The following is a 12,434-nucleotide window of genomic DNA, read 5'->3' on the forward strand; positions in this document are numbered from 1 at the left end:
CAGCCGCAGTGACCCACGTCACCCCTGGGCATTATTTCCCCGGAGGCACCCGGATACCAGATTTCCCGCTGCTTCAGCTCCAGCCGGCCAGCCGGAGCAAGGCAGCAGCCCCCGCCCCTGCCAGCACGACAACCAGGAAGGGTGCCCGCAGGAGCAGTGCCACAGCGGCCGCCGCCAATGCGCCCAGGCGGGCATCGAGAACCAGAGCCTGCCCGTTGGCCAGGGTGTTGACGATGGTCAGGGACGCCAGCAAACCGATGGTCATGGTCCCGGCGATCCGGGACGTTCTGGGGTTCTGCAGCAGGCTGGCCGGCAGAAGGTAGCCCACCAGCTTCCAGGCGTAGGCGAAAAGGCAGGCGAGCAACAACCACACCCACAGGCTCACTTGGCACCTCCCGGGCTGGTTCCGTTGCCCTTGTGACGCCCGCCTGAATGGTGGCCCGGGGCCGGGTGATGGCCGGCGTGCCGCTCGGTGTACGGGTCGATGTCCGGCTCGAGCCCTTCGTCCTGGCGGCCGTGGCTTAGCCAGCCGATGACGGCGGCCACCACTGCGGCAATCAGGATGGGAACGCCTGCAGGGACGAACGGCACAGCCAGCACGGTTGCCAGGGCACAGACGACGGCGATCGCCACCGGTTCACGGCCCTTCAGCCGCGGCCAGAGCAGGCCGAGGAAAGCCGCCACGGCTGCACCGTCGAGTCCCCACTGCTTCGGGTCTCCCAGCGCGCCTCCGGCCAGCGCACCCACCGCGGTGAAGACGTTCCAGAGCACAAAGATCCCAATGCCGGCGGCCCAGAAGCCCCTGCGCTGCTCGTCAGGATCCGACTGCCCGGTGCTGGTGGCCGTGGACTCGTCGATGGTCACGTGGGCGGCGGCGTAACGACGCCACCCCTTCGGCCGGAGCAGCACGTTGAGCTGCATGCCATAGATTCCGTTGCGCATTCCCAGCAGGGTGGCCGCCCCCATGGCCGCCAGGCCCGAGCCGCCGCCGGCCACCACTCCAATGAAGGCGAACTGCGAACCGCCGCTGAAAAGCAGCAGGCTCAGGGCCATGGTCTGCCAGAAGTCCAGGCCCGAGGTCACCGAAAGGGCGCCGAAGGACACACCGTAAAGGCCGGTTGCGATGCTGATGGACAGTCCGACGCGGACCGCCGGGGAACGCAGGAGGCTGGGGGGCCAGGTGATGGGCATGCCCCCACTCAATCACAGCGGCGGCCGGGACTGAGTGGGAGTGCCGGCTGCCAGGGCCGGCTGCCGGAGCAGGGCAAGGACCTGGCCCGGCCGGTTGGTGGTGATTTCCTGAATGCCGAGCTCCCGGCACAGGGCCACGTCATTCTCTGCGTCCACCGTCCAGACCCGGAAGCGGCGGCCGGAATCCAGCCACCGGCCCACAGTGCCCGGGTGCCGGCGCACGTAGTCGATGCCGGGTCCGGCGATGGCCACTTCGCCGTCGTTAAGGATCCGCTCCCCCTCCAGCTGCGCGGCCTTCATCACGTTGGCCACCGCACTGCCCGTGAAGGGACCCAGCCCCAGTTCTTCGCGAATTTCGGTGACATTGACGTCGTCCACCAACTGGCAGATGAACTGCGGGGGCACTTCCTTGAGCAGGTGGCGGACTGAATCCGGGCTGAAGCTCATGAACGTCACCCGGATGTTGCCCAGCCGGGACGTGCGGGCGTCCCATCCTTCCGCCCGCAGCAGCTCCAGCACCCGGTCCTCCAGCTTCAGCTGGTAGGGGCTGGGATGCTTCAACTCGATGGCCAGCCCGACCTCCCGCCCGGCGGCCCGGAGGAGGTCCAACAGGTCCGGCAGGGTGAGGAACTGTTCGGACCTGGGCCCGTAGGCCTCGGGGATCCGGACGCCCTTCCAGGAGCAAAAATCCAGCAGCCGCAGCTGGTCGACCGTCCGTTCGGCCACCGGACCTGTGCCGTCCGAGGTCCGGTCCAGGTTCGCATCGTGCAGCAGGACAACCTGCTGGTCACGGGTGAGGTGCACATCGCACTCCACACCGTCCGCACCGTCGGCGAGCGCGCGGAGATAAGCGGCGCGGGTATGCTCGGCGAAATCCGCGCTGGCACCCCGGTGGGCGTAGACCAGGGGACGGGCTGGGACTGACTCGTCGGCTGTCATGGTCACACGTTAGCCGACCGCCGCCGCCAAAGCGGGACTAGGCTTGGCACATGCAGGTGAACTCTGAACCAACCACCCAGCTGGCATCTCCCCCCGGTGAGGCAACCGCTGAGCGTCCGGGGCAGGACGGCCCGGCCCGGCCCGCCGTCGGACCCCATCAGCTCACGGCGGGCGACGCCGAAAAGGCGGCCGCCCTCCGCAGGATGAAACTGGTGGCGCTCTGCCTGCTGCTTGCCATGGCCGTGGTGTTCGTCGTGGCCTTCGCGCTGCAGAAGCAGTACCCGTGGCTGCAGTATGTCCGGGCCGCGGCGGAAGGCGGCATGGTGGGTGCCCTGGCCGACTGGTTCGCCGTGACGGCCCTGTTCCGCTACCCCATGGGGCTGAAGATCCCGCACACCGCCATCATTCCGCGCCGCAAGGACCAGATCGGCGCGTCCCTGGGCGAGTTTGTGGAGACGAACTTCCTGTCCGAGCAGGTGGTCCACGACAAGCTGGCCAGCATCAACATCGCCGGCAAGGTGGGCAGCTGGCTGTCGGGGCCGGGCGGCGCCGAGCGCGTGGCCAAGGAAGGGGCGGCCGTCATCCGCGGCACGTTCAAAGTGCTCAACGACGACGACGTGCAGGCCGTAATCGAGGGCATGGTCCGCAAGCACCTCCTGGCTCCCCCGTGGGGACCTCCCGTAGGACGCATGGCCGAGCGGATCTTCGCCGAGGGCCACCACCACAAGCTGGTGGACCTCCTCGTGGACCGGGCAGCGGACTGGGTTGCGGCCAACCACCAGACGGTCAGCCGGCTCGTCACCGAGCGCTCCCCGCAGTGGGTGCCCAGCTTCGTGGACGGCCTGGTGGGCGACAAGGTCTACATCGAGCTGCTGAAATTCACCCGCGCGGTCCAGGACGACCAGCAGCACCAGGTCCGCTTGTCCATCGACAAGTACCTGACTGATCTCGCCCAGGACCTGCAGCACGATCCCGCCATGATCGCCCGCGCGGAGGGCATCAAGGCCCAGGTGCTTGGCGATCCGGAGGTCCGGGAACTGGCTTCCCGCACCTGGGCGACCATCAAGGGCGCGCTGCTCAACGCCGTCGACGATCCGGACAGCGAACTGACCGTGAAATTCAAGGCCGCGGTCCGCGATTTCGGCACCCGGCTGGTCACCGACGAGGAACTGGCCGGCAAGGTCAACGCCTGGATCGGCGATGCGGCCGGCTACCTGGTCCGCACGTACCGGTCGGATATCGCCGGGGTGATCACGGATACGGTGGCCCGCTGGGACGCCGAGGAGACCTCGCAGAAAATTGAACTCCAGGTGGGCAAGGACCTGCAGTTCATCCGGATTAACGGCACCGTGGTGGGATCCCTCGCCGGCCTGGCCATCTTCACGGTGGCCCATCTGGCGTTCGGCTGACCGGCTCCTCGGGGAACCGCGCCGGCCGGGAGGCCGGTGCCGATCCCCTAGGAGAACCCGGCCCCTATGCGAACGGGGCCAGCTCCACCCCGGCTCCCTCCAGGCCGGCCCGGACGGCAGCGGCCATGTCGACGGCGCCGGGGGTGTCGCCATGGATGCACAGGGAATCGGGGTCCACCCGGACCACGGTCCCGTCCACCGCCACCACCTCGCCCTTGAGCGCTAGGCGCACTGCCCGCTCAACGATCGGCTCGACGTCGTGCAGCACGGCACCTTCCTGCGAGCGCGGCACCAGGGTGCCGTCCGGCAGGTAGGCGCGGTCCACGAACGCCTCGCGGAAAACAGGGTGCCCGGCGTCCTGGGCCTGTTTGAGCAGTTCGGACCCCGGAAGGCCCAGCACCGGCAGGCCGGGATCGTAGGCCTGGATGGCCGCCACCAGCGCCGAAGCCTGCTCGGCGTCGTGGAACGCCCGGTTGTAGAGGGCACCGTGCGGCTTGACGTAGTCCACCGTGGCGCCCACCGCGTGCGCCACTCCGTCCAGCGCCCCCAACTGGTACAGCACGTCGCCGAACAGCTCATCGAAGGACATGTCCAGGGAACGGCGGCCAAAACCGGCGAGGTCCCGGTAGCCGACGTGGGCGCCGACGGTGACGTCCAGCTCATAGGCGGCGCGGCAGCTGTCCAGCATGGTCACGGGATCGCCGGCGTGGAAACCGCACGCCACATTGGCGCTGGTGATCAGCTCGAACATCGCGGCGTCGTCACCCATGGTCCAGGAGCCGAAGGACTCCCCGAGGTCAGCGTTCAGATCCACCCGTACCGCCTTCCCTTATGCCGGATTCGCGTGTGCCGGCATCCCATGTGCCGGCATCCAGTGGGCGGCCAGCCGGCGATCCGGCGTCCGGGCCCTCTGCCCCTGCAGGCTTGAGCTCACCCGGGAGGGTGTCCGGCATCGGACCAAACGCCTCCTTGGCATTGGCGACGACGGTCCGGCCCATCATGAGGTTGCCGGCACCGCCCACCACTGCTCCGACGCCGAACGGCAGCGCACGCCCAAACAGTGCGGTTCCCTGCCGCTTCAGCAGGTTCCGGAGGAAGGCCTTCTGGATCCGTTCACGGATGAAGCCGGCGCCGGACGAGGACATCCTGCCCGCCAGCGCATTGCCCCAGGCCTGGCTTGCGCCCTTGCCCCTGCCCATGGCCTGGCCGCTGAGGGAACCGAGCAGCGCAGTCCCCTCCTCGCCGAGCATCACGGCCATCACCAGGGTGCTGGCCTTGTCCGGGTCCGTCATCCGGATCCCGTGAAGCTCGGCCAGCGAGGTGGCGTAGAGGGCCGTGGCCTCCAGGAACCCCACGGTGGCGGCGGCTGAGAGACCGAGGGACGCCAAGGTGCCCACACCGGGCACGACGGCCGTGGCCCCGACCAGCGCGCCCCCGCCCGTCACTGCCCGGAGATAGTCACGCTCAAGGATGTCCGCCAGCTGGGCGGCGGACGCCCGCGGATTGCGGCGCTGAAGCCGGCGGATGTTCGCGACCACCAGCGGGCGCTGGATCTCCACCGCCTTCAGCAGCAGGTTGTGTACGCCGGGTTTGGGATTGCCGTGGGCGTCGAACACGGCGTTGTGGGCTGTTTCGTGCGCGATTCTCATCGCGGGGTTGCGTCGCTTGGCCATCATCACCTCTACGTCGGAACAACCGGCGGCCGGAGACCGCCGTCTAGCCTTAACACTAGGGCACACCCCAACATACCAAGCATGCTGATCACTGGCCGCAGGCAATCCTTCACAAGCAGTCCCTCACGGGGTAAGCCCGTCACAGCGCCCAGGACTCGGCCAGCGCCATGTACGCGGAGGATGAGGGACCGCGCGGTCCGGGGTAGACCGTGGGGGCGCCGGGCCATTCGACCCCGAACTCGGAGAGTTTGCCTCCGCTGCACGGATGGTAGACGTTGCTCATCGAGGCACTGGCGGGCCCGAGCGGGAAGTCGGGGGCGGAAAACTGGCGGCGGTCCAGCACCCCCGAGATCTCGATGGCGGCCTGCCCTCCGGTTGCCCGGAAGCCCCGTTCCAGATCCAGTTCGACGTCGAACTCGTCCCCGGTGTGGCTGACCGCACCGAGCGGAAAACGCGCGGCCTCCGGAAGGAAGCGCGTCAGTTCGGTGGCAAGGGATGAGGCAAGGAGTTCGTTGGAGCCGTAGCTGCGCCAGCCCTGGAGCGTGGCCACCATGAGGACCGTCCCGCTTCCCCACCGGGACCAGTCGGCCAGCCAGAACGAAGCAAAGCAGCTGGCAGGCTCGCCGGCAATATGAACGCCGTTCCGGTCCACCGGGTGCAGGGCAAGGCCGAAGTTAGCGCCGATCAGCGCCACATTGCGCCTCCCCGGCCGTACCGGTGTGTTCCCCATGGCTAGAGCCTATCCCTCCCGGAGACGTTCCATGCCGCAGCGGCTGGCCTAAGATTGCCCTGTGCCACTCCCCCGCGCCCTTCGGCCCTTTTCCCACCGCGAGTACCGTGTCCTGATCGGTGCCCTGGCCATCTCCATCTTCGGCTCGGGCATGTGGGCCGTGGCCATGGTCTACCAGGTCATCCACATCGGCGGCGGCCCGCTCGAACTGTCCCTGGTGGCCGCTGCAGGCAGCGTGGGGCTCGTGGCGTTCGTCCTTGCCGGCGGCATCGCGGCAGACCGCTTTCCGCAGCGGCTGCTGATCATCGCCGTCGAAGGGATCAACCTCGTCGTCATCGCGGCGGTCAGTGGACTGGCGATGGCAGGCTGGCTGCAGCTCTGGCACCTGGTGGCCGGCGCCTTCGTCCTTGGCGTCGGGGCGGCCTTCTTCTTCCCGGCGTACTCCGCGATTTTGCCGCGGATCCTCCCGTCGGAGGACCTGCTCGCGGCCAACGGCATGGAAGGGACCCTGCGGCCCACGCTTCAGCAGGCGGCGGGCCCCGCAGTGGCCGGCGTCCTGGTGGCCGCACTGTCGCCGTCGCACGCCGTGACCGGCGTTGCCGTGTGCCACCTGCTGGCCTTCATAGTCCTGAACTTCCTCGGCCAGCATGCCCTCGAGGCCCCCGGCAGGGGGGATGGCGCCACGGGCGACGGGGCCAGCGAGGACGGCACAGCCAAGGCACCCGCAAAGAGCTCCTTCTTCGCCGACCTCCGCGAGGGCGTCAGCTACACAGTCCGGACACCGTGGCTGCTCTGGACACTGCTCTGGGCCTGCATCTCGGTGCTGTTCCTGATCGGCCCCATCGAAGTGCTCCTGCCCTTCGTGATCCGGGACCAGCTGGGCGGGGACAGCCGCATGTTCGGGTTCCTGCTGGCCATCATGGGCGTGGGCAGCGCCGTGGCCTCGCTGGTGACGGCATCGGTCCGGCTGCCGCGCCGCTACCTGACCCTCATGATGGTGTGCTGGGGAGCGGGCACGCTGCCGCTGGCGGCAGTGGGGCTCATGGACAGTTTCTGGCTGCTTGCCCTGGCGCTTTTCATCTTCGGCGCCACCGGCAGCGTGGGCATGGTCATCTGGGGAACGCTGCTGCAGCGGCGCGTACCGCCGCACCTGCTGGGGCGCGTGTCCAGCCTGGACTTCTTTGTGTCCCTGGCGCTGATGCCGGTGTCCATGGCGCTGGCCGGCCCCGCTGCCTCCGTCCTGCCGATCTGGCTCATCTTCCTGGTGGCGGGCGGAGTCTGCCCGGTCATAGCGGTGGTGGCACTGCTGGTGGCCCGGATGTCGTCGGACGAAATCGCCCATCCGCTCGAACGCCGGGACCCGCTCCCTGTCGAGGCCGAGACCGCCACCTGAGAGCGGAGGGCGGGCCCCGGCGCCACCAGCAGGGGCGCCGGGCCGCGGGTGCCGCCCGGCGCCACTTAGCGGGCGCGCACCACCGGGATGCTCGCCGTCGGCGGCCCGCTGGGGAACACCGACGGTTCGGGGACGTGCACCGGCTCCAGCGGAACGCGGACCGGCCGGGAACCCACAGTGAACCGGGCCCCGCGCACGTCGATGTCCAGCTCTCCGCCGTCGAGGACGGTCAGCGTAAGGGCGCCCTGGTCGAGTTCCACCAGGAGCAGCCGCCCCTGCAACCTGAGGTGGAAGCGCAGGCTGTCCCATTCCTCGGGCAGCCGCGGATCGAAGAACGGCACGGGGCCCTGGTCGCGGAGCCCGGCGAAGCCACACACGAGCGAGCTCCAGACCCCGCCGGTGGAGGCGATATGGACGCCGTCGATCGTGTTGCCGTGGGTGTTGTCCAGGTCGATGAAAGCGGCGTTCGTGAAGTGGTCCAGGGCAGCCTTGCGGTAACCCACCTCGGCGGCCATGATCCCCTGGACACAGGCGGAGAGGGTGGAGTCGCCCGTGGTGATGGGATCATAGAAATCGAAGGCCCGGCGCTTTTCCTCGGCCGTGAACTCCTGCCACTGCAGGAACATGGCCAGCACGGTGTCCGCCTGCTTCAGTACCTGATGGCGGTAAATCACCAGGGGGTGGAAGTTCAGGAGCAGCGGGTACTTCGAGCGCGGCGTCGTCCAGTCCCACGGCTCAAGGGTCATGAAGTCGTTGTCCTGCGAGTACACCTGGAAGTGCTCGTCGAAGGGCAGCTGGATCCGCTCCGCGGCGGCCTCCCACAGTTCCCGTTCCGCGTCGTCCACGGCCGGGTGGTTCAGCGCCGCAGCGGCCCGCAGGTTGAACCGGGCCATGACGTTCGTGTACAGGTTGTCGTTCACCACCGCCGTGTACTCGTCGGGCCCCGTCACGCCGTGGACATGGAACAGCCCGTCTTTGCCGAAGAAGCCCAGGGACGCCCACATGCGGGCGGTTTCAATCAGCAGGTCGGCCCCCATCCCCGCGCGGAACTCGGAATCCCCGCTGGCCCAGACGTACCGGTTGGTGGCAAAAGCAACGGCAGCGGCAATGTGGAACTGCGCCGTGCCGGCAGCGTAATAGGCGCTCGCCTCCAGCCCGTTGATGGTCCGCCAGGGGAACAGCGCCCCGTCCACGCTCAGCTCCTTGGCCCTGATCTTGGCGTCCGGGAGCATCTCGTGCCGGAACTCCAGAACCTGGCGCGCGCCGTCGGGGTTTGAATACGTAAGGTACGGCAGGAGGTAGATCTCCTGGTCCCAGAAATAGTGCCCGTCGTAGCCCGAACCGGTCACACCCTTGGCCGGGATGCCGGCAACGCCCGCCTTGGCGGTGGCCTGCGCGAGCTGGAAGAGGTTCCACCGGATGGCCTGCTGCAGTTCAGGCTGCGCGCCCACCTGGATGTCGGCGTTGGCCCAGTAACTGCGGTAGTGCGCTTCGCTTTCGGCAAAGACATCGCCGACCGGCTTCAGCCCGGCCTCCGCCGCAACCGCCGGGTCCTCCCCGGCTTCCGCGTCCGCAACGCCGGGCCGGCCCGTCAGGGCTCCCCTGGCCACGGCGTAGCTGACGCTCTTTTCCAGCCGGAACGGCTCATCGGCGGAGACCGCCAGCACGTAGCGGACGCTGCTGTCGTCCTGGTCCACGAGCGTATCGAACGGCTGGTGGCCCGCCGATGTCCAGTGATCGACGGCGATCCCCACCCGCTGCTTCGACTCCGCGGCCTCCCAGGAGAGGCGCAGCGAACCGTCGCCGCCCTCCATCCGGACAGGCAGCAAAACGCGGCCCGCGTGCCGTCCGGCCCGGCGCGGGTCGTGCGCGGAATGGTCCTCCACGGGCTGGTCCTGCCGGTTGATGACGGACGACGTGACGTCCACGGAGACTGCCCGGTCGGCGGAAACCTCCAGCGAGATGCCCAGGCTGCCGCGCGCTTCGAAGCCCACGGCCCGGCGCTCCACGGTGGTCACCGTGGCACCGGAACGGCACTGCCAGACGATGCTGCACTCGTAGATGCCGGTGGCAAAGTCCACGGACCGCCGGTAATCGAGCACTGCCGATTCAGCGAGGCTGAGCAATTCGCCGTCGATGATGACCGTGAAATTGTTGGCATCCGGTATGTAGAGGATGCGCTGGCCGGTGCGGGCGAAGCCGTAGGCGTTCTCCGCGTGCTTGATGTCCCAGATCTCGTGGAAGCCGTTGATGAAGCTGCCGGGCAGCTCGGCATCGGATGCGGCCCAGTGGGCACCCCGGACGCCGAGGTGGCCGTTGCCGAGGGCAAAGAGCGTCTCGAGCGTCCCGGCGTCGCCGGGTGCGTGGCTCGTCTCCACGAGCTTCCAGGGATCATTGGGGAAGCGGACGCGGTCGGCGTTGATGAGTGCCATGATGGCGTTCCTTAGACGGTCGAAATGGTGCTGGACGTTCTGCCGGGCTGGGGGACCCGGCACGGGAACTTCGGGGCTAGAGAAGTTCTTCGAGGTCGTTGACCACCAGGGTGGCACCGGCGTCGAGCAGCGTCTGCCGCCCCGCCCCGCGGTCCACGCCGATGACGGAGTGGAAACTGCCGGCCCTGCCCGCCTGCACGCCGGAGACAGCGTCCTCGACGACGACGCACTGCTCGCTGGGCAGGTCAAGGAGCCGGGCAGCGTACTCATAGGTGGCGGGGTCCGGCTTCCCGGGCAGCCCTGCCTCAGCCGCCGCGACGCCGTCGACAACCACCGGGAAAAGATCCGCCAGGCCGGCCGCCCGCAGTACCGAAGGGGCGTTCCGGGAGGAGGAGACGACGGCGACCTTCAGTCCACGCTCCAGCGCGGCTTCCAGGAAACGCACCGATCCCTCATATGGCTCCACCCCGGCGCTGACAATGTCGTTAAAGATCCTGTTCTTCCGGTTGCCCAGGCCCTGGACTGTGACGTTGTCCGGGTGGTCATCGGCCGGGCCCTCGGGAAGGGTGATGCCGCGGGACCTCAGGAAGTCCCGGACGCCGTCGAACCTGGGCTTGCCGTCGATGTGGTCAAAGTAGTCGCTCTCCCGGTACCCGTCCTTGTCGGGAACGGTTTCGAGGTAGCCGTCGAACAGTTCCTGCCAGGCGCGCTCGTGGACGATGGCAGTGGGGGTGAGCACACCATCCAGGTCAAAGAGGATGGCCGCGGCGCCGGTCCAATTGTTCGGCCGGCTGCCAGCGTTGGTATTCAGGGTTTCGGTCATGCTTTTCTCCGTGTCCTTTCGGGGGTTGGACAGCAATGTGTTGGGGAAACTACCACGAACGTGGTCGACGGTGACCAGGGGAGATGCGGCGTGCCTGCAGAACCTGCCGCCTGGAATCTTGGATTCAGCGCGACCTTGCTCTCAGCGCGACCTTCCCGTTCAGCCCGACCTTCCGCTAGGCGCGCCGCGTGCCCGAACGGTTCTGTTGGCTTGTTCTGCAGCCTGCAAAAGCCGGGGCTTCCTGCGGACCGGGCTGCGCTGCCCTGCCGGAAACGGCGGCGTTCCACTGCCCGCAGCGGAACGGCTGAAAGAAAACGGGTTATGTCCGGCGCGTGAATTCGCGCGGTTCCGCCAGTTGCACCGCTGCATTGCGGGCCAGGCAGAAGGCGCCCATGTGCGGGCGCAGGGTTTTTGGCCTATGTCCATGATGAAGGTGCAGGCGGTTGAGGGCAAGCCAGCGGAACGTCCGCGCAGGATGGGTGGCGCAAGGAGGCATGGCGCGGTCCTGCCCTTTCGAAACTCTTGAGTCGTTCTCTTCCAGCCCCCAACATCGGTGGACGGCTATGGCCGGCACCGGTCGAGGATGAGTGTAAACGCTTGCAGCTTTGCCCCGCAACTGTTTATAAGTCAGCTCAGGACGTAGTGCCGCAGGAACGCGCTGACGTCCACCATCTCGGCCTTGGACATGGCGTGACCCATGCCGGGATACGTTCGCGCGGTGAGCCGGGTGTGCGTGTTGAGCCACTCCTCGGTATAGGCGATTGCGTCCCCGTTGATGATCAGGTCAGCCTTGTCCCTTCCCCAGAAGAACGGGGGCCGCTCGTCGAGGGATTCACTGAGTGCCAGCAGGTCATTGTTGAGGACGAATCCGGAAAGCCCCACCACGGCAGGGAAGTCCCGCGGCCGCAGGCGCAGGAGTGTGGTCGCCATGGCCATTCCCTGCGAATACCCCAGCAGGCTCACGCTGGCGTGGTTAGACCGCGCCGAGTCGATCCAGGAAAACACTGAGTTGGCCGCCGAGATGACGTCGGCAAAATCGTTGGTCAGGAAGTAGTCCAGCAGGAACCATCCGTAGCCGTTGGCGATGGGCATGGGCGCGCGGAGCGCCGCGCAGGTGAACTCCTTTGGGAGATAGTCGAAGAGGTTGACCATCCTGGATTCGTCAGTGCCGTAGCCGTGCATCATTACCAGCAGCGGGGTGCCTGCACGCTCTTCCTCCGGCTTGGACCATACAACCGTCTCCATCCGATCAGCCTAGCGAGTCATCCAAAAACTCATGCGCGCCCTTGACCTGCGCTTTTGATTGAAAGTCGGGGTACCCGGATGTAGCCTGACGCTTGACAGCATGCTTAGCAATCGGCGCACGACAAACCGCACGGATCCGGATGTGAGAAGTCCGCGAACGCAAGGAGCACCTCATGAGAATCGGTTCTTCCATCTTCCTTATCGCCTTGGGCGCCATTCTCGCCTGGGCCGTCACGCCAGGCCTTATCCCCAACGTCGACATGACGCTGATCGGCTACATCCTGATGGCCGTCGGTGTCATCGGGCTCATCGCGTCCCTGGTCATCGCCTCCCCCGGCAGGAGGGGCCGGGTCAGTGAGACGCGCTCTGTCGTGGATCCGAACACAGGCGAGCGAATCACCCGGAATGAAAGCCGCGACAACGGACTGTAGAACCGCTCGGCAAGGACGGGCAGCAGCGGACTCGCCAAGCATGGCCGGGCCGGACCTTCGGGTCTGGCCCGGCTTTTGGTTTTCTGTGGTTTTTTCGTTGACAAACCAACATGAACGAAGATAAAGTCAAGTACTTGCAGATTTGTGACAGCCATCACTGAAGCACTG

General features: G+C 67.3%; 12 protein-coding genes. 3 read left to right on the plus strand and 9 right to left on the minus strand.

The window, feature by feature from the left end:
• Positions 1-73 precede the first annotated feature (73 nt).
• Genes BWQ92_RS08180 through BWQ92_RS08190 form a run of 3 tightly spaced genes read right to left on the minus strand, consistent with a single transcriptional unit; the run spans position 74 to position 2,130 of the window.
• Positions 74-385 carry an AzlD domain-containing protein gene (locus BWQ92_RS08180; RefSeq protein ID WP_076799069.1) on the minus strand — a complete coding sequence of 104 codons (312 nt, stop codon included), beginning with the start codon at positions 383-385 and terminating at the stop codon, positions 74-76.
• The gene (locus BWQ92_RS08185) at positions 382-1,191 is read right to left on the minus strand and encodes an AzlC family ABC transporter permease (RefSeq protein ID WP_076799070.1); all 810 of its coding nucleotides are present in this window, start codon (positions 1,189-1,191) and stop codon (positions 382-384) included. Before BWQ92_RS08185 ends, BWQ92_RS08180 begins: the two co-directional genes overlap by 4 nt.
• A gap of 12 nt (positions 1,192-1,203) precedes the next feature.
• Positions 1,204-2,130, minus strand: coding sequence for a glycerophosphodiester phosphodiesterase (locus BWQ92_RS08190; RefSeq protein WP_076799071.1), 927 nt, complete (start codon positions 2,128-2,130; stop codon positions 1,204-1,206).
• 50 nt (positions 2,131-2,180) lie between these two features.
• Between BWQ92_RS08190 and BWQ92_RS08195 the strand changes: the two genes are divergently transcribed.
• Positions 2,181-3,539 (plus strand): DUF445 domain-containing protein, encoded by a 1,359-nt coding sequence (locus tag BWQ92_RS08195; protein ID WP_076799072.1) that lies wholly within the window; start codon positions 2,181-2,183, stop codon positions 3,537-3,539.
• 64 nt (positions 3,540-3,603) lie between these two features.
• Here the strand turns inward: BWQ92_RS08195 and BWQ92_RS08200 are convergent, their stop codons facing one another.
• The 3 genes from BWQ92_RS08200 to BWQ92_RS08210 all read right to left on the minus strand — a co-directional run bounded on the left by BWQ92_RS08200 (position 3,604) and on the right by BWQ92_RS08210 (position 5,942).
• Positions 3,604-4,353, minus strand: coding sequence for a LamB/YcsF family protein (locus BWQ92_RS08200; RefSeq protein WP_076799073.1), 750 nt, complete (start codon positions 4,351-4,353; stop codon positions 3,604-3,606).
• The gene (locus BWQ92_RS08205) at positions 4,337-5,212 is read right to left on the minus strand and encodes a hypothetical protein (RefSeq protein ID WP_076799074.1); all 876 of its coding nucleotides are present in this window, start codon (positions 5,210-5,212) and stop codon (positions 4,337-4,339) included. Before BWQ92_RS08205 ends, BWQ92_RS08200 begins: the two co-directional genes overlap by 17 nt.
• Positions 5,213-5,351: 139 nt before the next feature.
• Entirely contained in the window at positions 5,352-5,942 is a 591-nt protein-coding gene (locus BWQ92_RS08210; RefSeq protein WP_076799075.1) for a hypothetical protein, read from the minus strand.
• Between the two features lie 61 nt (positions 5,943-6,003).
• Here BWQ92_RS08210 and BWQ92_RS08215 point away from each other — a divergent pair, with 61 nt between their 5' ends.
• Entirely contained in the window at positions 6,004-7,335 is a 1,332-nt protein-coding gene (locus BWQ92_RS08215) for an MFS transporter (protein ID WP_076799076.1), read from the plus strand.
• Positions 7,336-7,400: 65 nt separating this feature from the next.
• Here the strand turns inward: BWQ92_RS08215 and BWQ92_RS08220 are convergent, their stop codons facing one another.
• The 3 genes from BWQ92_RS08220 to BWQ92_RS08230 all read right to left on the minus strand — a co-directional run bounded on the left by BWQ92_RS08220 (position 7,401) and on the right by BWQ92_RS08230 (position 11,835).
• On the minus strand, positions 7,401-9,767 hold the full coding sequence (locus BWQ92_RS08220) for a glycoside hydrolase family 65 protein (protein ID WP_076799077.1): 2,367 nt from the start codon (positions 9,765-9,767) through the stop codon (positions 7,401-7,403).
• Positions 9,768-9,843: 76 nt separating this feature from the next.
• Complete coding sequence (locus BWQ92_RS08225) at positions 9,844-10,590, minus strand: HAD family hydrolase (protein WP_076799078.1); 747 nt, start codon at positions 10,588-10,590, stop codon at positions 9,844-9,846.
• Positions 10,591-11,217: 627 nt separating this feature from the next.
• On the minus strand, positions 11,218-11,835 hold the full coding sequence (locus BWQ92_RS08230) for an alpha/beta hydrolase (protein ID WP_076799079.1): 618 nt from the start codon (positions 11,833-11,835) through the stop codon (positions 11,218-11,220).
• 173 nt (positions 11,836-12,008) lie between these two features.
• Here BWQ92_RS08230 and BWQ92_RS08235 point away from each other — a divergent pair, with 173 nt between their 5' ends.
• Positions 12,009-12,266, plus strand: a complete 258-nt coding sequence (locus tag BWQ92_RS08235; RefSeq protein ID WP_076799080.1) for a DUF6458 family protein — start codon at positions 12,009-12,011, stop codon at positions 12,264-12,266.
• Positions 12,267-12,434 lie beyond the last annotated feature (168 nt).

Source organism: Arthrobacter sp. QXT-31 (assembly GCF_001969265.1).
In the GTDB taxonomy this organism is placed as follows: Bacteria; Actinomycetota; Actinomycetes; order Actinomycetales; family Micrococcaceae; genus Arthrobacter.

Coding starts and splice junctions, on each gene's coding strand:
- BWQ92_RS08185 (WP_076799070.1), bottom strand. CDS start 1,191: ATGCCCATCACCTGGCCCCCCAGCCTCCTGCGTTCCCCGGCGGTCCGC.
- BWQ92_RS08190 (WP_076799071.1), bottom strand. CDS start 2,130: ATGACAGCCGACGAGTCAGTCCCAGCCCGTCCCCTGGTCTACGCCCAC.
- BWQ92_RS08195 (WP_076799072.1), top strand. CDS start 2,181: ATGCAGGTGAACTCTGAACCAACCACCCAGCTGGCATCTCCCCCCGGT.
- BWQ92_RS08205 (WP_076799074.1), bottom strand. CDS start 5,212: ATGGCCAAGCGACGCAACCCCGCGATGAGAATCGCGCACGAAACAGCC.
- BWQ92_RS08210 (WP_076799075.1), bottom strand. CDS start 5,942: ATGGGGAACACACCGGTACGGCCGGGGAGGCGCAATGTGGCGCTGATC.
- BWQ92_RS08220 (WP_076799077.1), bottom strand. CDS start 9,767: ATGGCACTCATCAACGCCGACCGCGTCCGCTTCCCCAATGATCCCTGG.
- BWQ92_RS08225 (WP_076799078.1), bottom strand. CDS start 10,590: ATGACCGAAACCCTGAATACCAACGCTGGCAGCCGGCCGAACAATTGG.
- BWQ92_RS08230 (WP_076799079.1), bottom strand. CDS start 11,835: ATGGAGACGGTTGTATGGTCCAAGCCGGAGGAAGAGCGTGCAGGCACC.
- BWQ92_RS08235 (WP_076799080.1), top strand. CDS start 12,009: ATGAGAATCGGTTCTTCCATCTTCCTTATCGCCTTGGGCGCCATTCTC.